The organism is Pseudomonas sp. ef1 (assembly GCF_007293365.2).
Taxonomy (GTDB): domain Bacteria; phylum Pseudomonadota; class Gammaproteobacteria; order Pseudomonadales; family Pseudomonadaceae; genus Aquipseudomonas; species Aquipseudomonas siliginis.
In genome coordinates this window covers 3,395,850-3,414,280 of sequence record NZ_CM129815.1, presented here as the reverse complement: position 1 = coordinate 3,414,280, position 18,431 = coordinate 3,395,850, and the positions used below count along the sequence as shown (strand labels likewise).

The 18,431-nt window shown below is 58.5% G+C and carries 24 protein-coding genes; 7 read left to right on the top strand and 17 right to left on the bottom strand.

The window, feature by feature from the left end; genetic code table 11:
* Positions 1-51: 51 nt before the first annotated feature.
* The 4 genes from FEE99_RS15490 to FEE99_RS15475 all read right to left on the bottom strand — a co-directional run bounded on the left by FEE99_RS15490 (position 52) and on the right by FEE99_RS15475 (position 2,266).
* Positions 52-354: an ArsR/SmtB family transcription factor gene (locus FEE99_RS15490; protein ID WP_024012559.1), complete on the bottom strand. Its 303-nt coding sequence runs from the start codon at positions 352-354 to the stop codon at positions 52-54.
* A 107-nt stretch (positions 355-461) separates the two neighbouring features.
* Entirely contained in the window at positions 462-860 is a 399-nt protein-coding gene (locus FEE99_RS15485) for a nuclear transport factor 2 family protein (RefSeq protein WP_052392219.1), read from the bottom strand.
* A 49-nt stretch (positions 861-909) separates the two neighbouring features.
* The gene (locus FEE99_RS15480; RefSeq protein ID WP_208601942.1) at positions 910-1,506 is read right to left on the bottom strand and encodes an NADPH-dependent F420 reductase; all 597 of its coding nucleotides are present in this window, start codon (positions 1,504-1,506) and stop codon (positions 910-912) included.
* Positions 1,507-1,513: 7 nt separating this feature from the next.
* Positions 1,514-2,266 carry a 3-oxoacyl-ACP reductase family protein gene (locus FEE99_RS15475; protein WP_041480567.1) on the bottom strand — a complete coding sequence of 251 codons (753 nt, stop codon included), beginning with the start codon at positions 2,264-2,266 and terminating at the stop codon, positions 1,514-1,516.
* 112 nt (positions 2,267-2,378) lie between these two features.
* On the opposite strand from FEE99_RS15475, the gene FEE99_RS15470 reads away from it, so the two are divergent.
* Both FEE99_RS15470 and FEE99_RS15465 read left to right on the top strand, forming a co-directional pair.
* Complete coding sequence (locus FEE99_RS15470) at positions 2,379-3,305, top strand: LysR family transcriptional regulator (protein WP_041480568.1); 927 nt, start codon at positions 2,379-2,381, stop codon at positions 3,303-3,305.
* 168 nt (positions 3,306-3,473) lie between these two features.
* Complete coding sequence (locus tag FEE99_RS15465) at positions 3,474-4,433, top strand: EamA family transporter (RefSeq protein ID WP_041480569.1); 960 nt, start codon at positions 3,474-3,476, stop codon at positions 4,431-4,433.
* A 433-nt stretch (positions 4,434-4,866) separates the two neighbouring features.
* Here the strand turns inward: FEE99_RS15465 and FEE99_RS15460 are convergent, their stop codons facing one another.
* From FEE99_RS15460 to FEE99_RS15435, 6 genes are all read right to left on the bottom strand, one after another.
* The gene (locus FEE99_RS15460; protein ID WP_041480571.1) at positions 4,867-5,523 is read right to left on the bottom strand and encodes a DUF2931 family protein; all 657 of its coding nucleotides are present in this window, start codon (positions 5,521-5,523) and stop codon (positions 4,867-4,869) included.
* Positions 5,523-7,064 (bottom strand): T6SS phospholipase effector Tle1-like catalytic domain-containing protein, encoded by a 1,542-nt coding sequence (locus tag FEE99_RS15455; protein WP_041480572.1) that lies wholly within the window; start codon positions 7,062-7,064, stop codon positions 5,523-5,525. Before FEE99_RS15455 ends, FEE99_RS15460 begins: the two co-directional genes overlap by 1 nt.
* 138 nt (positions 7,065-7,202) lie before the next feature.
* The gene (locus FEE99_RS15450; protein WP_041480573.1) at positions 7,203-7,562 is read right to left on the bottom strand and encodes a DUF6124 family protein; all 360 of its coding nucleotides are present in this window, start codon (positions 7,560-7,562) and stop codon (positions 7,203-7,205) included.
* Positions 7,563-8,014: 452 nt separating this feature from the next.
* The gene (locus tag FEE99_RS15445; protein WP_081932635.1) at positions 8,015-8,494 is read right to left on the bottom strand and encodes an NUDIX hydrolase; all 480 of its coding nucleotides are present in this window, start codon (positions 8,492-8,494) and stop codon (positions 8,015-8,017) included.
* A 41-nt stretch (positions 8,495-8,535) separates the two neighbouring features.
* On the bottom strand, positions 8,536-9,096 hold the full coding sequence (locus FEE99_RS15440) for a nucleotidyltransferase family protein (protein ID WP_041480576.1): 561 nt from the start codon (positions 9,094-9,096) through the stop codon (positions 8,536-8,538).
* A gap of 96 nt (positions 9,097-9,192) precedes the next feature.
* Entirely contained in the window at positions 9,193-10,137 is a 945-nt protein-coding gene (locus tag FEE99_RS15435; RefSeq protein ID WP_041480577.1) for a GlxA family transcriptional regulator, read from the bottom strand.
* A 116-nt stretch (positions 10,138-10,253) separates the two neighbouring features.
* Here FEE99_RS15435 and FEE99_RS15430 point away from each other — a divergent pair, with 116 nt between their 5' ends.
* From FEE99_RS15430 to FEE99_RS15420, 3 genes are all read left to right on the top strand, one after another.
* Positions 10,254-11,018 (top strand): SDR family oxidoreductase, encoded by a 765-nt coding sequence (locus tag FEE99_RS15430; RefSeq protein ID WP_041480578.1) that lies wholly within the window; start codon positions 10,254-10,256, stop codon positions 11,016-11,018.
* 176 nt (positions 11,019-11,194) lie between these two features.
* Positions 11,195-11,401 (top strand): hypothetical protein, encoded by a 207-nt coding sequence (locus FEE99_RS15425; RefSeq protein WP_371924020.1) that lies wholly within the window; start codon positions 11,195-11,197, stop codon positions 11,399-11,401.
* 84 nt (positions 11,402-11,485) lie between these two features.
* Entirely contained in the window at positions 11,486-11,734 is a 249-nt protein-coding gene (locus FEE99_RS15420; protein ID WP_041480580.1) for a DUF6555 family protein, read from the top strand.
* A gap of 169 nt (positions 11,735-11,903) precedes the next feature.
* Here FEE99_RS15420 and FEE99_RS15415 read toward each other — a convergent pair whose 3' ends face one another.
* Positions 11,904-12,413 (bottom strand): nucleoside deaminase, encoded by a 510-nt coding sequence (locus FEE99_RS15415; RefSeq protein WP_041480581.1) that lies wholly within the window; start codon positions 12,411-12,413, stop codon positions 11,904-11,906.
* Positions 12,414-12,446: 33 nt separating this feature from the next.
* Complete coding sequence (locus tag FEE99_RS15410) at positions 12,447-13,787, bottom strand: nucleobase:cation symporter-2 family protein (protein ID WP_041480582.1); 1,341 nt, start codon at positions 13,785-13,787, stop codon at positions 12,447-12,449.
* A gap of 202 nt (positions 13,788-13,989) precedes the next feature.
* Between FEE99_RS15410 and FEE99_RS15405 the strand changes: the two genes are divergently transcribed.
* Entirely contained in the window at positions 13,990-14,904 is a 915-nt protein-coding gene (locus tag FEE99_RS15405) for a LysR family transcriptional regulator (protein ID WP_041480639.1), read from the top strand.
* Here the strand turns inward: FEE99_RS15405 and FEE99_RS15400 are convergent, their stop codons facing one another.
* Both FEE99_RS15400 and FEE99_RS15395 read right to left on the bottom strand, forming a co-directional pair.
* The gene (locus tag FEE99_RS15400; RefSeq protein ID WP_041480583.1) at positions 14,905-15,330 is read right to left on the bottom strand and encodes a VOC family protein; all 426 of its coding nucleotides are present in this window, start codon (positions 15,328-15,330) and stop codon (positions 14,905-14,907) included.
* A 171-nt stretch (positions 15,331-15,501) separates the two neighbouring features.
* Complete coding sequence (locus FEE99_RS15395; RefSeq protein ID WP_041480584.1) at positions 15,502-15,954, bottom strand: winged helix-turn-helix transcriptional regulator; 453 nt, start codon at positions 15,952-15,954, stop codon at positions 15,502-15,504.
* Between the two features lie 161 nt (positions 15,955-16,115).
* Here FEE99_RS15395 and FEE99_RS15390 point away from each other — a divergent pair, with 161 nt between their 5' ends.
* Positions 16,116-17,288 carry an MFS transporter gene (locus FEE99_RS15390; protein ID WP_237143820.1) on the top strand — a complete coding sequence of 391 codons (1,173 nt, stop codon included), beginning with the start codon at positions 16,116-16,118 and terminating at the stop codon, positions 17,286-17,288.
* A gap of 112 nt (positions 17,289-17,400) precedes the next feature.
* Here the strand turns inward: FEE99_RS15390 and FEE99_RS15385 are convergent, their stop codons facing one another.
* From FEE99_RS15385 to FEE99_RS15375, 3 genes are all read right to left on the bottom strand, one after another.
* Complete coding sequence (locus FEE99_RS15385) at positions 17,401-17,547, bottom strand: hypothetical protein (RefSeq protein WP_016774259.1); 147 nt, start codon at positions 17,545-17,547, stop codon at positions 17,401-17,403.
* Between the two features lie 110 nt (positions 17,548-17,657).
* Positions 17,658-17,885 carry a PLD nuclease N-terminal domain-containing protein gene (locus FEE99_RS15380; RefSeq protein WP_024012535.1) on the bottom strand — a complete coding sequence of 76 codons (228 nt, stop codon included), beginning with the start codon at positions 17,883-17,885 and terminating at the stop codon, positions 17,658-17,660.
* Between the two features lie 86 nt (positions 17,886-17,971).
* The gene (locus tag FEE99_RS15375) at positions 17,972-18,427 is read right to left on the bottom strand and encodes a DUF421 domain-containing protein (RefSeq protein WP_016774256.1); all 456 of its coding nucleotides are present in this window, start codon (positions 18,425-18,427) and stop codon (positions 17,972-17,974) included.
* Positions 18,428-18,431 lie beyond the last annotated feature (4 nt).

Below are 18,431 nucleotides of genomic sequence, written 5' to 3'. Positions count from 1 at the left end.
TATCGATAAAGAGGGATATCGAGAATTCTCGATATCCTGCGGTAAAAAAATTTACAGCTCTTTCCCTATGATCTCTGCAAGCGCGCTGATTGCTGCCTCATTGCGTTTGTAGTAGGTCCATTGACCGATGCGCCGCACTTCCACCAGCCCCACCCGCTGCAAAGTGGCCAGATAACTCGACACCGTCGACTGCGACAGGCCGATACCTTCCTGGATGCTGCTGACGCAGACACCCTCGACGAGAACGTCACCCTCATCCTGCGGGGGGAAGTTCTTGACGGGATCCTTCAGGCCTTCAAGGATCTTGAGGCGCGTCGGGTTCGAGAGGGCTTTGAAGATTTCGATCAGTTCCATGCGCCGAGGATATCGAGATTATTCGATATGTCAATGCGCGATATTAATCTGATCGGCAGTCGGCGACAGGCGGCAACGGGATCCGATTTGCCACCCTGCCGTGCGGCTCAGCCTTGGGGCGCATCCAGCAACACCCACAGTCGCACGATTTTCCCTTCGCTGATTTCTGCCACATCGACGCCGCTGACGATGACCGGCCCATCGCCCGGGCCTGCGTGCCAGCGCAGATAACCCAAGCCGTGATGCCCAACTGCCGTTCCCTCCGGAACAAAAGCGAAGTCCGGCCCGAACTGATCCAGCAACGCACCGGCCACTGCCGAAATCGCCGCTGGCCCGGTGACGATGCCAGTCGGTTCATACATCGTCGGTGCGTCTGCAAAAAGCTCCTGCACCGCCGCCAAGCGCCTTTGTGCATCGCGTTGGTTGAACACCCGCTGCAGATTGGCCCGTAGCAAGGCGTCGTAGTTTTCCACCTCATTGATATTTCGCGAATCTGAGCCAGCCATTTTTGATTCCTCGATTTGCGTGTGAAGCCCGGTCTCCCGGGCTCAGCGATTAACCATGTTTGACCAGATTCAAGGCTGGCAGCGGTCCGCCCGGAAACTGCGCAAGCATTCCCTGCTGCACACCGCCCAAGTCGATGCCAAAAAACCCCAACTGATCAATCAGCTTCGCAACTCGAGCTTTGCTGGCCGCATCCTCGCCGGAATAAAACAGCACACGCTTGCCGCCCTCGGCGGTGGGATCGCTCAGCAACGCTGCGAGCAAGTGGTTAAACGTCTTGACCACATGCGCACCGGGCAGCATCTGCGCCACCACCTGCGAAGACGGCTGGCCGCCCAGATCGAAAGGCTTGAACAGCGGCGCTTCAATGGGGTTGTTGGCGTCGATCACGATGCGCCCATTCCAAGGCCCGAGATCACGCACGGCATCGGGGATTTTCGACCAGTTCACCGCCAGAAAAACGATGTCCGCCTGGCTGGCTTGCTGAGCCGTCACCGCTTGTGCCAGTGGGCCCAATTCGCCGACCAAATCGACAAGGCTCTGCGGCCCGCGGCTGTTGGCCAGGCTGACCGGCAGGCCTGCGTTGATGAGCAACCGAGCGATGGCGGTGCCGATGGAGCCGGTACCAATGATGCTGATATTCATGATGCTCTCCTTACGCTGTGAAGCCGCCGTCGACGATTAATTCTGCGCCGGTGACAAACCCTGCCTCTGCACTGGCCAGGTACGCCACCGCGCTGGCAACATCCTTGCCCTCGCCGTACCGCCCCATGGCGATGTTCGGGCGTAGGAAGTCCGCAATAGGCCCGTCGGCCGGGTTCATGTCGCTGTCGGTCGGGCCAGGATGGACTGTGTTCACAGTGATGCCGCGCGGCCCCAGATCGCGCACCAGTCCACGACTGAAACCGGTCAGCGCACCTTTGCTCAGGGTGTAGACGGAGGCGGTAGCGAACGCAGCGTATTGCACCATCGAGCTGCCGATGTGAATGATGCGGCCGCCCTGCCCCATGTGTTTGAGCGCTTGCTGAGTGGCGACGAAGACGCCGGTCACGTTCACCGCAAGGATGCGTTGAAAGTCCTCAAAGGCGATGTCCTCGGGGGCACCGAGCAGGCTGATACCAGCGTTGTTCACCAGAATGTCGATCTTGCCAAAACGCTGTGCAACCTCGGCAATCGCTGCACGTACAGCCTCGGGATTGCCCGCATCGGCCGCCAGCGCCACAGCCTGGCCGCCCGCCGCAACGATTTCCTGCACGACCGCTGCGGCGCGATCTGGCGATGCGTTGTAGGTGATAGCGACGGTGGCTCCATCTGCCGCGAGCCGTTTGGCGATGGCTGCGCCGATGCTGCGTGAGCCACCGGTAACGATGGCGATTTTGCCGGTCAGTGGAAGCGTGGATGTGTTCATGGTCGAGCCTCTGGGTGGTTGAAGTTGATGAGGCTATGAGACGCTTTTTGATCTTCCACCAGTAGTGGAAGCCACCTAGAATCACTTTCAATCATTAGTTGAAGGTGCGCAGATGGAAACGTTAGGCAATTTGCTCTCATTCGTGCGCAGCGCCGAGGCGGGAAGCTTCTCTGCGGCGGGGCGCCGGCTGGGCCTGACTCCCGCGGCGGTCAGTCGCAATGTCGCGCAACTGGAGGCCAACCTCGGCGTACGCTTGTTTCAGCGCAGCACGCGCAAACTCACGCTGACCGAAGCGGGAGAACGTTTTCTGGCCAACGTCGGTTCGGGATTGGAAAGTGTTCAGGCGGCGATCGCCGATGTGGCCGGCAATGCCGGAGAGCCTTCCGGCACCCTGCGTCTAAGTGCGGCACCGGGTTTTGCCAGGGATTTTCTACTGCCGCTGATGCCGGAATTTCTCAATCGATATCCCGCCGTGATCCCCGAATGGCATGTCGACAATCGCCAGGTCGATCTCATCGCGGATGGATTTGATGCGGCCATCGGTGGCGGCATCGAGCTGGCGCAAGGTGTGGTCGCCAGAGCCATCGCCCCGGCGCATCTGATTCTGGTGGCCTCGCGGGAGTATCTGTCGGGGCGCCCGCGCGTCCAGCGCATTGAAGAGCTGTCGACGCTGAATCACCTGGCCATGCGCTCGGTACAGACCGGCAAGGTGCGCAGCTGGATGCTGCAAGGCCCCGACGGGCAACGAGCACCACTGGAGTTGGCGCCGCGCCTGTTGGTCAACGATCCGCAAGCGCTGTGTCAGTGCGCCCGACTGGGGTTGGGGGTTGCGCTGTTGGCAGTTCCGGATGTTTTGCCTTATCTGCAGGACGGTACGCTGGAAAGGGTTTTGCCCGATTGGTATGTCGATGCAGGGCAGATCTACTTGTATTTTTCCAGCCAGAAACTATTGCCAGCAAAAACCCGGGCTTTTGTGGATTTTCTGGTCGGTCAGGCTCGTGAGGATGGGTGGGCAACTCGACTTGATGCTCGTGCCTAGCAAGCAAGTTATACGATCTCTGACACTCAAACAGCATCACGCCTAAGCGGCTTTTCAAGCCTTTCGAGCTTGCCGCGCCTGCTTGATTACGGTACAAATCGGGCAGTTGTACGACAACATAATAAAAACCTGAGCCACCCCGAGTGGCTATCATTTTTGAGATCTGCCATGTCCCGTCCTGAGTTTGCGCCAACCGTACCGCCGCCCTTCCCCCGTTATCTCGCCGTGATCATTCTGTTGTGCATGGGTTGTGCGTTCGCCGGCAACCACGTCGCGGCACGGGTCGCTTTTGACGATGGCGCGGGCGTGTTGCTGGCGATTCTGATGCGCTCGGGCGGGACCTTGCTGGTGCTGGCCATTCTCGTCCTGTGGCAGCGGCAAAGTCTGCGTCTGCCGGCGGGCGCTTGGCGTTGGCAATTACTGTTGGGGCTGTTGATCACCGCGCAGAGCCTATGTCTGTACTCCGCTGTCGCGCGGGTCCCGGTCGCTTTGGCGCTGCTGGTGGCCAACGTGTTTCCGATCCTGCTCGCCTTGCTGACCTGGGCGCTGGGCGGCCCACGACCAAGCGCGCGCACCGCGATGTTGATGGGCTTGATTCTCATGGGATTGGTGTTCGTACTGGACGTCCCCGGACGTCTGTCAGACAGCGCCAGCGTCGGCCCGGAATGGCTACTGGGCGTCGCACTCGCCTTCTGCGCCGCCAGCGTATTCGCCTGCGCGCTGTGGATCACCGACCACAAACTGTCGCAAGTGCGCGGCTCGGTGCGCAGCCTGCTGACCATCTTCATTGTCTTCAGCAGCGTCAACCTGGCCGGCCTGACCGGCGCCCTCCCCGGCGGACTCAACCTCCCCGCCACCTCAACCGGCTGGCTGGCCCTTGCCACGCTTGTCGTGCTCTATGGGACCGGCTTCATTGTGTTGTTCATTTCCGTACCCAGGCTGGACATGCCGCGCAACGCTCCGGTGATGAACATTGAGCCATTGGCGACGTTGTTGATGGGCTGGATTGTGCTGGATCAGATGCTCAGCAGAGGACAGATCATCGGTGGCGTGATTGTGGTGAGCGGGATTGTGTTGCTGACGTATCGCAAAGCGGCGGTGAAGGTTGGGGTGAAGGCTGAGGTTTGAGGGGGTGTGGTGGCGGGACTCTTGGTTGGCGAGTCCTGCTTATCGCCCCCGGCTCGATACCGGATCAGCAGAATTGCAGGCTCTCGAGGTCTACCTGGACATAGCTTCCTATTTCACCCTTGTAGAGATAAATCGCAGTTACCTCCAGCTCCGTTCGTAAGAATTCCGCCAGCGTTCTGAGTCTGGTGCTTGTGGTCATGGCAGGGCGTACAACCGTCGCGCTACCGGGTTGGTCATCGTAAATTCTGACGAGAAACTCATCGACACCATCCAGAATCAGGTAATTGAAACCTCGATACTCATAGCCTGCGTCGTAGTCGACATCATCGAAACGGTCGGCCTTTCCTATTCTCAAGACGCCGCCCCTAATTCAACTCAAAAGAAGTGAAACGGTCTAGCACTTGAAAAGTGGACGGCGCTCCATCCACGTCATTTACCAACTACCGTACGGGATGCCGAACTTATCAATGTAACGCTTGGCCTTTTCACTCACGGGATAGGCATAGCGCCCGCCATGCTTGCCCTGCTCCGGGCCGAGAGGTTCGAGTTCGCCTTGAGCATGGGAGACTTTTATCGGGCGGTGGCAGGAGTCCCTGACCCACGCTTGAAGCACTCCCCCCGGGGCGAGCCCCACAAGCAGCGTTGCGGAGTAACGTGCGGTTCTTTCGGGAGTCTTCGGGCACCGCTGATGTGTGGACTGCACCATCAGTTGCCTCGCTTCCTCTGGAATCTCTATGAAGCCTTTATAGGTTTTCTGCTCCGATATCGACTGCCAACGGACAAAAATCATTCGAGGAAGGTCAGCACCGGTAACCAAAACTCCAGAACCACCGACTGTTCCCCAACCACGGGCAGACTCCGTCCCATCTTCTGGTTCGCCTCCGGGAGCGGATTTTCCACCGACTCTGAAAAACATTCTGTTATTGATATCCAGCACCGAGCTGTCCTCAACCCAGATCTTCATGTAATTCGGCTCAACGAATCCTATTTGCCACCAAGGAGACTTGGGGTCATTTTCTCCACTTTCGAAACCTCCTTTCTGGCAGCCCATTAACAATAAGGCGACAAGCAGAGCGATTACAGACTTCATTACCAGAGCTTCCAATCAGCTACGTGAGGATGTTGTACACGGATCGCGTCTTCCGTCGGGGCGTTGATGTAAACAGCATCAATACCGCTCCCGTCTCTTCTTCCAAGGGGATGATTCCAGTTTGCAGAGGTATGAATGTACTTCAGCTTGAGCAAAGCCTCTTCTTCTGCAGTTGTTCTGTAGTTTCCGGTGAGAAATCGGTCACAAAGAGGTTGCAGCTCTGCCGGCACGGAGTATTCGTCATCTTCCGGTATATCAATGAATTGAACACCCTTTTCTTTTGCCAGCTGATACATGACTTTTAAATAAACTCTCGAAAGTTTTCCACTCACCGGACGTTTCAATTGTAGAGCGGCATATACGCGCTTCTGCCCCGGTGAAAGCCTGTCTTGATGCTCCTGCGGAATTTCCAAGGAAGCCGGGGTGACAATATCCAGCAGATGCGCAGGCCATCCTTTAGCAAGCCACTCGCTTTTTACGCGCGCGGCGTCGTGATAAATCGACGTCGTTGAAACGTCTACGTACCGAGGTACATCGAGAGTTTGCATCGGACTGACAAGCACGCGTTCCTCTACTTCATCAAGATAGCTGCCGCCAATATCCGAATGAACCCCGGGAAGAGTGTACTCAGGGTGCGCGGGCTTCACTCGGCTGAGCGCAAAATTAGCGCGACACTCATCACGCGCTACGAGATGTACGACATCCGTGAAGTATTGACGGTCCAGGTAAAGCCTCACACCGGGAGCTATAGGACTTTTCACCCGGCCAAGATTGGTGAAGCCGGCAATTGAGGGCACCGTGTCAAAGAGCCCGATGAAACCCATTTTGATGCCGTTTCCGTATTTATTATCAAAGGTGCGACTGAAATCTGCGGCGTTCCGGTTTAGGAGATCTCCTAAAGCTCCTTGCTTACCCCTCACCACTTCATTTGCGAAGTGCCGTGCAGCAGCAGCCCCACGACTGAAGCCAAATGTATCGAAAGTCAGGGACGCAATTTCACTGTCGGGGTTCTCTTGCAGTGCCTCTTCGATAGCTTGTTTTATCTGCGTGAAGGACGCTTGTACGCGACTCGTAACACCAGTCCCACCTCGCCCCGTTCCAGCACCTACAGCGCTATCCATCTGATTGCTTTCAGTGCCTATACCTTCGACATATATTGGGCTTGAGACGTACTTAAGAAAGCCATCGCCTTCGGCTTTCTGGGTCTTTTTATACAGAGAAAACAATTTCTTGATATTCGTAGGCCCGGCACCATAACTACTATCCGGGTCACTCATATAAGGCATGCAGCTAGCTGGTATATCCTCCGGCGCAATCGGATGCTGAGCACCACACAACAACCCCGCAGCAGAGTTGTTCGCATTGTTGCCTGTGCCATCAAAGAAAACGCCGATCCTCAACGCAATGCCTATCTTCACAGGCTCGCGCGCGGGCTCTTTCCCGTGCTTCTCATATTCGGCCCAGTGCTGGGCGTGCAGGTCGACGGGTTTGGCTTGTTCGTAGCGGTAGTTTTTCGGCGGGTTTGGAACGTAACCACTCAATCCTTGATTCCTTGTTCTGATCCTTGAAGAACGGCCCGAAGGGTGACAGTCGAGCCCGGGTGGTGCAAGCCGTGGCCGTGTGCCAGCCGTGGTGCGCCCGGGTGTTGCGACGAGGTTTTGCGCTCGTCGCATTGCGGGTTATTTGGCTATTTCGACTTTGTCCAAAGCCTGATTGACCGCGATTTCGCCGAGCATGACGACCTGGGCGATGCCTAGAAGGGTTTTGCGGCGCGGGTTGTCGAGCAGCGCGGCGAAGTCGTAGAGCATGGTGGTGGCCGAGCCGAGGGATTCGCTGGCGTTGGCCAGCAGGGATTCGGTGTCGTATTTCGGGTTGGCGAGGAACATCTGTTCCGGGGTGTTGGTGCTGGCCAGGATGTCTGCCGGGCCGAGGTAGTGATCGAGGGCGCGTTCGGCGGCTTCGTGGAGTTTTTTCGATGCACCGGATTCGTAGGGTGATGCGGGGTCGCTGGTTGGGGGATTGGGTGTGACTTTGAACATGGTGAAACTCCTGATTATTCGTCTGGAGCTGCCAACATCACTTGCAGATGATGGGTGGCAGCTGTGTGCGGGTCTGCAAGACCGGGAAATCAGGAACCCGGCAGACCTGAAGGTCTCCCGCACAAAGCCGCCATTGAGCGGACACGAACGAGTGTCCTTTGGCAGGGCTATGCGACTGATTTCCGACGGGCTTGCAGACCCGATCACTGATGAGCAGTGACAGGAATCAAGTTACGGAGGGAACGGCAGACGCACAAGCCGGCGGATTCTGGCGTAGTCGTAGGGAATGGCGCAAGGCGTTGTAGCCGTTTGCTTAAGGCTGGAGTTACTGTTTAAACGGGCTGAGGGTTTTCTGTTTATGTGGCGGTGAATGGGCGGACGTCATCGCGAGCAGGTTCACTCCTACAAGGGGATCAGGCGATGGGCAGTCACAGCATTCTGTTCCTGCACATTCAATTGTCGCTTCTTAAGCAGCCGGTCAATCTCCATTTTGCTCCTCGGTCGTGTGGCGCTAGTTGTCCCTGGTACTTCAAAGCCTCAATCAAAAACCCCAGCGCTCGACGAAAGACAGGATGGCAATCGTCATACGGCAGGTGATCGAGCGAAGCCCAGAAAAACGCGAAGACATGCCCATGATCATCCGGTGTCTGGTGAGACCATCGCTCTGGCAGCGGCTCACGCACCTCGCAACGTTGGAACGACCAGACTTGTCCGTGGTGGCAAGACTTCCAGCAGCCCAAATCTTCACTGATTATCGCATTGTGGATACCGGACTCTTCCGCCAGTTCTCGCAAAGCGGCCTCGGCGGGTGTTTCTCCGCGCTCAATGGTTCCTTTTACTAACTGCACCCCAGTCTTTGGATGTCGAAACAACAAGATTCGCGGGCGCTGTGCGAAACAAAGCACCACAGGACAGGCCTTGTCAGGATGCATAAAGATTTCCTTATCGGTTTAAACGATCAATCGGGGCGGCATCAACCCTGCGTTACGAGCGTCAACTTCGGCCAGATCTCGAGCCATCTCTTCGACTGCAGGCGCTCCAGAAACACCACGTATTTATCACTTTCAAATCGGGCGGTTGGCCGCACTTTCAGCGCAAACAAATCCTCCAGCCCCAACGGCGCCGAAACCTCTATCGCACCATGCCGATCAAGCCTGACACCTACTGCCGTAGCAGTTTCCGGCCAGAACGTCATTGCATCCGCAGCCGCTCCATAAGGCGCATCGGCGTTTCGCTGGTGCATGCGTGCCTGGTTTTTCACCGACCAGTTCAAGCCACTGCACAGTGCTGCAAGCTCGACCTCCAAGGCCAAATCCGTTTGATCACCGGGACGTGTTCTGTCGAACCATATGACATCAATATCCTCGGGCAACGGCGAAGGTTGGCGCTGATGCAGATGATCCCAAACCAGGCTGCGCACAAAACCTGCGGCAACCCAGCAGTCCGGTAAGTTGAGATCTCTGACTATGCGCAGGATGTGCATCCGGACGGGATCCTCAGCAATCAGATACCGCAGTTGCGCTTCCAGATTCATTTTTTTCAGTCCATATTCTTTTGCTGCACGAGCCTGCCAAAGGTTTCGGGCAAAGGTCGCTGGTGTTCAACATAACGTCACGTAACCAGACGAGCCTCACACCATCCGCCGCGAATCGCGCCGCACCGCCTGCGGCGGCACGCCAAAGCCGCGCATGAACACCTCGCGCATATGCCGACGGTCACGAAACCCGGTTTCTCTGGCAACAATATCCAGACTGTGATTGCTCTGCTCGATCAGCAAACGCGCCGCTTCCAGGCGCAGGCTCTCTATCGCCTTGGCCGGAGACTGGCCGGTTTCGGCGGTGAACACGCGGGTGAATTGCCGCGGACTCAGGTGCACCACTTCGGCCAGTTCTTCGACACTCAGCGGGCGATTGAGGTGCTTGCGCGCGTAATCCAGCGCACTCTGAATGCGATCGGATTTGGGTGACAGCGACAGCAATTCCGAATGCTGCGACTGCCCGCCCGAGCGGCGCTGATGCATCACCAGCCGATGTGCCACCGAGCGCGCAATTTCGCTGCCCAGATCTTTTTCGACCATGCCCAACGCCATGTCGACACCAGCGGTCATGCCCGCCGATGTCCACACCGGGCCGTCGATAATAAAGATCCGGTCGTCCTCGACATTCACCGAGGGATGCATCCTGCGCAGCGCCGGGGCGAACGCCCAGTGCGTGGTCACGCGGCGGTTGTCCAGCACGCCCGCCTGCGCCAGTACGAACGAGCCGGTGCAGATGCCGGCCACGCGGCGTGCGCCGTCGGCGAGCCCGCGCACGCTGTGCAGCACGTCAGCATCGGGCGGCGTCAGCGGTGTCAGCGTTCCCGCCACCAGCCAACTGTCGGCCAGCCCCGCTTGCGTCAGCGGCAACGTATCGACGTGCAAGCCCAGCGAGGAGCTGACGATGCCGCCGGCCTGGGAAAAGTTCTGCACCTTGTACACGGCTTTGCCCGTGACGATGTTGGCGAACTCGAACACCGACTGGGTCGCCAGCGCCATCACCTGAAAACCTTCCGTGAGCAGATAGCCGACTCGATGCATGGTCGCGCTCCGTTTGTTGAATGTCCTGAAACACTACCACATACGTCATTCAGGTCGGAGCAGGTTTTCTCCATCATGGCTTGCATTCCAATCAATCCACTCGCGGGACGCAGCTCATGAAACTTGAAGCCAACACGATCTTCATCACCGGCGGCACTTCCGGCATCGGCCGCGCACTGGCCGAGGCCCTGCATCAGCGCGGCAACAAGGTCATCATCGCTGGTCGTCGCCAGACCCTGCTGGCAGAGATTGCCCAAGCGAATCCGGGCATCGACACCGTGCAGCTGGACATCAACGATGCGCAGCAGATCAAGGACGTCGCCGCCGAAGTCATCCGCCGCCATCCGTCGTTGAACGTAATCATCAACAACGCCGGGATCATGCCCTTCGACAACGCGGGTTCCGGCGACTACGACGATGAACAGGCCGTCGGTCTGTTGCAGACCAACCTGCTCGGCCCGGTGCGCGTCAGCGCGGCGTTCGTCGAACACCTCAAGCGCCAACCCGAGGCCTACATCATCAACAACAGCTCGGTGCTGGCCTACCTGCCGCTGGCGACCACGGCGCTGTATTCGGCGACCAAAGCGGCGATCCACTCCTACTCGCTGTCGCAACGCTTCATGCTGCGCGACACCAGCGTCAAGGTCCTGGAAATCGCGCCACCTTGGGTTGATACCGACCTGATTCACAAGAGCGGCGACGAGCGCGCCATGCCGCTGGGCGAGTTTATCGAGGAAACCCTGATCAAGCTGGAAACCGCCACCACCGAAGTGCTGGTCGACCGAGTGCTGCCGCTGCGAGCCAACCAGGGCGCGAACGAGCACGGGTTGATCGAGCAGTTCAACCTGTCGCTGCTGGAAAATCCTATTCCGGTGGCTTGATGACAGCGCCGAATACTTCCGACCACTTGGGTTTCTGATCCAAGTGGTTTTTTTTGGGACAAGATCCAAGGCTCAGCGGTGACCCGAAATCGGTTGCTGTGTACCCTTTCTGCATCAGGCAAATCCATGCAGAGGACAGGGTGTTGGCATATCTGGATTGGGTGCAATGGCCGGCGATGCTGGTCACCGTTCTGGCCGCGTGGCTGATTGGTTCGCAACGACCGCAACGGCGCATGAGCGGCTTCGTTTGTTTCAGTCTGAGCAATTTGCTGTGGGTGATCTGGGGCGTCCATGCCGGGGCTTACGCGCTGATCGTTCTGCAGCTTTGCCTGTTCCTGATGAACCTGCGCGGCTTCATGAAGAACCGCGTTCCAGAGCGCTGAGTGACGCTGATCATCTGGCCAGAAAATCCTTTGAATTTTTCTTGTCGGACAAAATCATTTACGTATGAGCGTAAGGAGGAACTCATGCGTAGCACCGATATTTTCGTCATCGAATACAAACATCACGACCAGCCAAAATCATTCGTCATCCGCGCCAAGAGTATGCGCAACGCCGACGCTTGGCATTGGGCGAGCTGTGACGCCGGTATTGCGCCGATTCCGAAACCGGGTAAACCACCGTTGAAAGTGGTTTCCAAACCCCAGGCCGAGCGCTATGGGATTACGGAGGTGAAATGGCGCGAGACGGCAGCGCTGGACTGGACGGAGGCTTAGGCAAATCGGGTCGCCTGGCTGAGCTTGCACGTCAGCCAGGCGCCCCACAACAGACCATGGAGGGCATTCCGCTGGGGAATGTGCGGTTATCGTCCCGGTGAAATGACCAGTACCTGACCGCGCGAAACTGATCGTTCCTCACGCTCCGCGTGGGAACGATCAATAACAACTAAGACCAGAACCCTTTATGCGGCTCAGCCGCCTCTTCCTCCAGCATCGGCCCAAAGACACTGACCGTGCGCTGCCCTCTGGCAAACACCTCGCGACACGGCAACGAGAATGTCGGGTTCTCGGGATGATCGCCAGTCAGCCCGAGCAAAGCATGCTCCGACAACGCATACACCACTCGCCCGACACCGGTCCAATACACCGCGCCCGCGCACATGCAGCAAGGTTCGGCGCTGGTGTACAGCGTGCACGCCTCCAGCTCCGTGGGTGACAACCGCTTCGCCGCCGCAGCGACCGCGACCAGTTCGGCATGCTGGGTGGGATCACCTTCCGGCGGCATCGAATTGTTGCCCGCTTCGGCAATCACCTTGCCGTCGCGATCCGCCACCAGCGCCGCAAACGGGTGCCGGCCACGTTGTTTCGACGCCTGCGACAGGGCGATGGTCTGGCGCAGCAATGCCAGGTCCAGATCGCTGACGCCGGCCGGAACAAGCTGAGTGAATTGATTCATGGGTAACTCCTGGGCAGTGAGAAAAGACAAAAGTCAGTCGGCCAGCTCGGCCGTGGAAGCGCCGACGGCGTCGGTCGATGGTTTTTGTTTGTTGAGCAAGAGGTTGAGCAGAATGGCGGTGATCGCACCGAGGAAAATGCCGCTGTCGAGCACCAGTTTCAGCGTCGGGCCGACATGTTCGAACAGGGCCGGAAACGACATCGGCAGGACGCCGACGCTGACCGACACCGCGACAATGATGGCGTTGCGTGTGCCTTCGAACTGCACCCGTGACAGTTCCTGAATGCCCGCCACCGTGGTCATGCCGAACATGACGATCGCGCAGCCGCCCAGCACCGGCGTCGGCACCGCCGCAATCAGCGCGCCGAGCTTGGGAAACAAGCCCATCAACACCATGATCGCGCCAGCGGCCGCAACGACGAAGCGGCTCTTGATGCTCGAAAGCGCAATCAGGCCGGTGTTTTGCGTGAAGGCGTTGTAGGGAAAACTGTTGAACAGACCACCGAGCATGGTCGACAAGCCGTCGGCGCGGAAGGCGTTGCCGAGGGTCTGCTGCGTAGTCGGTTTGCCGACCAGTTTGCCGATGGCCAGGCAGTTGCCAGTGGTCTCGGCCATGATCACCAGCATCGCCAGGGTCATGATCAGAATCGGTACCAGAGAAAATTCCGGCGCACCGAACGCCATTGGCGCGCTCAACTCGAGCCACGCCGCCTCGCTGACCCGACTGAAGTGCGTCATGCCGAATGCGGCAGCGATCAGGCTGCCGACAAACAAGCCAATGAGCACGCTGAGGTTGCCGATGAAACCGCTGAACTTCGCATAAATCACCAGCGTCACACTGACCGTGGCCAGACCCAGCAGCAGATTGGCCGGGCGACCGAAGTCAGGCGAATCGGGATTGCCGCCACCCAGCCAGATTGCCGCCGCCGGCATCAGTGAAATACCGATGATGGTGATCAGGCTGCCAATCACCACGGGCGGAAAGAATCGCAGCAAGCGGCTGAACACCGGCGCCAGTGCGATGGTCAGGAAGCCGGCGGCGATCACCGCCCCGAAGATCTGGCTGAGGCCGAACTCCTTGCCGATCATGATCATCGGCGCCAGCGCAATGAAAGAGCAGCCCTGAATCAATGGTAAACGCGCGCCGAACTTCCAGAAGCCGAGGGTCTGAATCAACGTCGCCACACCGGACGTCAGCAGGTTGGCGTTGATCAGTAAAACCACCTGAGCCGACGTCAGTCCCATCGCACTGCCGAGAATCAGCGGCACCGCCACCGCTCCCGCATACATCACCAGAACATGCTGCAGACCGAAGGTGAAAAGCTGCCGCAGGGGCAACACCTCATCGACCGGGTGAACGCGTTGTGTAGTCATGGCACAAGCTCCTGAAGGGGCAGCGTTGGGTGTAATCGCGGGCGCTCAGGGACAGACGCACAAACAGAATCGGCCCCGGCGTTCGAAGACGCGGGGTCATCCTTGAATGTTTTTAACGATGAAACAAATTGGCAACCATCGCTTTTTTCGATGGCAAAGACGCGGCACAATCGCCGTCTCGCTCAACCTCGGAGTACACCGCGTGCGCTTCTCACTCGATCAGTTGCTGATGTTTGCCCAAGTGGTGAAAAGCGGCTCGTTCTCCGCCGCCGGGCGCAAGTTGGGCAAGACGCAGTCGACCATCAGCGCAGCGATCGCCAATCTGGAAGCAGACCTTGGCGTAGAGCTGTTCGACCGCAGCAATCGCAGCCCTGCCCTCACCGCCAGCGGGCATAAATTGCTGATCCAGGCAGAGGCGGTACTGGAGCGTTGCATGACCTTCGAGGCCCACGCTGATTGCCTTTCCGATAGCGTCGAACCGAGCCTGACCCTGGCGATTGAAACACCGTACGGCCCGATCATGCCGGTGCTGCGTGCGTTCGAGCAGGCCTTCCCGTTTGTCGATCTGATCATTCGTCACCCGGTCTACGGCGATGTCAGCGAACTGGTCAGCAGTGGCGAGGCGGTGCTCGGCGTGGCGTTTTCGCAGCCGGGCTATCCCCGGGAACTGGCGTTCCAGCAACTGGGCAAGCTGATCATGCTGCACGTCTGCCATCCCGATCACCCGCTGGCGAAACTGGACAACGTCACGTTCGACGATTTGCACGTGCATCGGCGCCTGGCGTTCAGTGCGCACGCCAGCAAACTGCCGAGCAGTGAATACCTGCGTTCGACGCAACTGTGGCAAGCGGAAAGCTATCTGGCCCTGCTGGAAATGGTTCGCGCCGGCCTCGGCTGGGCGACCTTGCCGCGCCAGCTGATCCAGCGTGAACTGGGCAATGGCGAACTGGTCGAGATGCAGCTGTCGGCGTACCCGCATACCGACTGGCAAATCGGCGTCGACCTGTTATGGGCACGCCAACGTCCCTTGGGTACGGCCGAGCGCTGGCTGAAGGAAAAGCTGCAGGCCAACAAGGTTTATGAGCGCGATCGCAACGGCCAGATCACCACGCTGTGATTACTTGGCGAACACCTGGCCCATGTCCTTGAACGCCTTGAATTCCAGCGCATTGCCGCAGGGGTCGAGCAGAAACATGGTCGCCTGTTCGCCGATCTGCCCCTTGAATCGAATGTAGGGCTCGATCACGAATTGCGTGCCGAATGACTTCAGTCGCTCGGCCAGTGCCTCCCATTGCTGCCACTCTAAAATGATGCCGAAGTGCGGGACCGGTACGTCGTGGCCGTCGACCGGGTTGCTATTAACGCTTTGCTGGGCAGCCGTTTTCGGCTGTTCGTGGATGACCAACTGGTGGCCGTAGAAGTTGAAGTCGACCCATTGCGCGCTGGACCGGCCCTCGTCCAGGCCGAACACTTCACCGTAAAAACGGCGGCAAGCGGCAAGGTCGTAAACCGGGATGGCGAGGTGGAAAGGCGAAAGACTCATCAGGCACTCCGGCAACCGCGTTGATTAAAACCAATCTGGCAACGGCGCACCGCTGCTGATCGAGGATCGAAAACAGCCTAGATCAAAAACCCTGCGAATGCCGACTCGACTTTTCATGCCATGGAGATAGCGCGGCTGTGAATACGCGCCACGACTATCTGCTCGGCTTCCTTACCGGCGCGTCACCACTTTTCGGTGACAGTCCGCCGGGGCCAGCACCGCGCCCGCCCTGGAGCGCACGACGATAGTCTCGACGGGCTCGGCCCGTTCGTTGTCGAGCAGGATCGAGTGCTCCTCCCCCTCGACAAACAGAAAACGCTCGCCCCACTGCCGCAGGCTGACGACGATGGGGAACACCGCGCGGCCCATGTCGGTGAGCACGTATTCCTTGTAGGCGCTGCCATCGGACGCGGGCTGAATCTGCAACACGCCGAGCTCGACGAGCATTTTCAGTTTGACCGTGAGGATGTTCTTGGCCAGGCCCAGACGTTTCTGGAATTCACTGAAACGGCGCACGTCATCGAACGCATCGCGAATGATCATCAAGGCCCAGCGATCGCCAATGGCTTCGAGTGTTCGGGCCACCGGGCATTCGCTCTGCGCCAATGTTTGTTGTCGGGCCATGTGATTCCTGATGGATCGATTATTGAATGTGGTTGCATTTAACAACCCGAATGAACAAAGATCAACGCATCGGTTTCAATTCAAAACCACACTACGAGGAAGCAAGGATGCCCTGCCCGACGCGAACCCTGGTCAATGCGCAAGTCACACCTGAGAGCAAAATGATTGGGTTGAGTCGTTTGCAGACCTTAATCTTTGCAATCACCTGCGCCATGGCGGTGGCCAATGTTTACTTCGCACAGCCATTGCTGGAATCGATGGCCGCCAGCCTCGGGGTTTCACCCGGTGCAATCGGCGTTGTGGTCACGGCCACGCAAGCCGGGTATGCGGTCGGGCTGCTGTTCATTGTGCCGCTGGGTGATCTGCTCGATCGCAAGAAACTCATAGTCAGCCAACTGCTGTTGTCTGCAACGGCGCTGTGTGCCGTGGGCCTGTCCGAGAGCTGGGGCATGCTGCTCGGCGCCATGATGCTGGTGGGATTGCTGGCGGTGGTGGTGCAAGTGGTGGTCGCCTGCACCGCCAGCCTTGCTCGTCCGGAACAGCGCGGCGCCGCCGTAGGCACCGTCACCAGTGGCGTGGTGCTGGGCATTTTGCTGGCGCGTTTCGTTTCCGGCGTAGTGGCTGATCTGGCCGGCTGGCGCGGCGTGTATTTTGTCTCGGCAGTCATGATGATCGGCATGGCTCTGCTGTTATGGCGCACCCTGCCCGCCTCGGCAAAACCGCCCGCACAGGGCAGCTATCGGCAATTGCTGCGTTCGATGTTCCAACTTTTTTTGACTGAACGGGTATTGCGCATCAGAGGCATCTTCGCCCTGCTGATCTTCGCCGCGTTCAGTGTGTTGTGGACGTCGATGGTGCTGCCGCTCAGCGCCCCGCCCCTGTCGTTGTCCCACACGCAGATCGGCCTGTTTGGTCTGGCAGGAGTGGCGGGCGCGCTCGCCGCCGCACGGGCTGGGCGCCTGGCCGATCGCGGCTTGGGCAATCGCACCACCGGCATCGCCCTGGCGCTGTTGACGCTGTCCTGGCTGCCCAGCGCATTTGTCGACAGTTCGCTGCTGGCCATGGCCGTCGGCGTGATCCTCCTCGACTTCGCCGTGCAAGCGGTGCACGTCACCAACCAAAGCCTGATCTTCGCCGCACGGCCCGATGCGCAGAGCCGACTGGTCGGTGCGTATATGTGTTTTTACTCGGTGGGCAGTGGTCTGGGCGCCATCGCGGCGACGTATACCTATGCGCACTCTGGCTGGGTGGCGGTGTGTTTTCTTGGAGGCGGGATCAGTGCTGTGGCGCTGATGTATTGGGTGTGGCTGGAGTACGTTTATTCACACGACTGAACCAATGTGGGAGCGAGCCTGCTCGCGAAGACTAAGCATCAGTCAGCAGCGAATTGTCTGACCTGACGCCTTCGCGAGCAGACTCGCTCCCACAGGGATTATTCGCCAGCAGTTACTTGCCCTCCTCGGGCTTCTCGGTCTGCATCTGCACCGACGGTTTGCTTTTGTCGCCGTCCTTGTTGGGTGCATCGTTGGAATCGAAGCAGCCGCTCAACAGAAACATTGAGCAGAACCCCAGACATACGCAGATTTTCTTCATGACAATCTCCTTTCAGCAGTGGTATCGCTACCCGGTTCAAGCTTGACCTAACATCGTTCACCTACATTTCCGGAATGCGCGCAAATTCATTGCAGGACTGCATCGGGCTCTCAGCCCTTACTGTGCTCGGGCGACGAAGGCCCTTCCTTGACGCCGCGCGGGCCAGCGATGCCCCACACGATCAGGCCGAGAACCGGGAACACGATCAAGCCGATCGCCCAGGCGGCTTTGACGCCGACGCTCTTGTTGCTGCGAAACACGCTGACAATCGCCCACAGGTCGACCAGCAGAATGATCACCGCCACGGCGATGGAGAAGTAACTCGCTGCCTCGTTCATTTCGCAATCCTCCGATGACTTGTAAGCATTGGGCTGCGGGGCTTTTTCAGCGTTCAAAAAAATTGCGCGTGCGCGGCGCCAAAGCCTCAGCCGCCTTCCGGATCCTGGCGGATTACGGAAATCTTGCCGTTGCGCTCGATGATCGCGAACTTGATCTGGTCGATGGTTTCAATGCCCTGACTGGAGCGCGCCGCCTCCATGACATCCGCCTCGACCAGCCGCGCATGGCGCAGACGCCGCTGCAACAGCTTGCCGTTCTCGACAATGATCGTTGGTTCACCATCGATCAGCCGCGAGATCCAGCTGGAACGCTGCTTGAGCAAAGAGAACCCAACGTCGATGGCGATCAGGGTGATGATCACCAGAAACGCATTGGTCAGGGAAAAATCATCACCAAGCAGCGCTTGCTGGGTGGCTTCACCGATGATCATCAGCAAGACGAAATCAAACGTCGTCAGCTCGGCCAACGAACGCCGACCGGCAATTTTGAACAGCACCATCAGTGCCAGATACATCGCGAGTGCGCGCAACACCGAGTCCATGGGT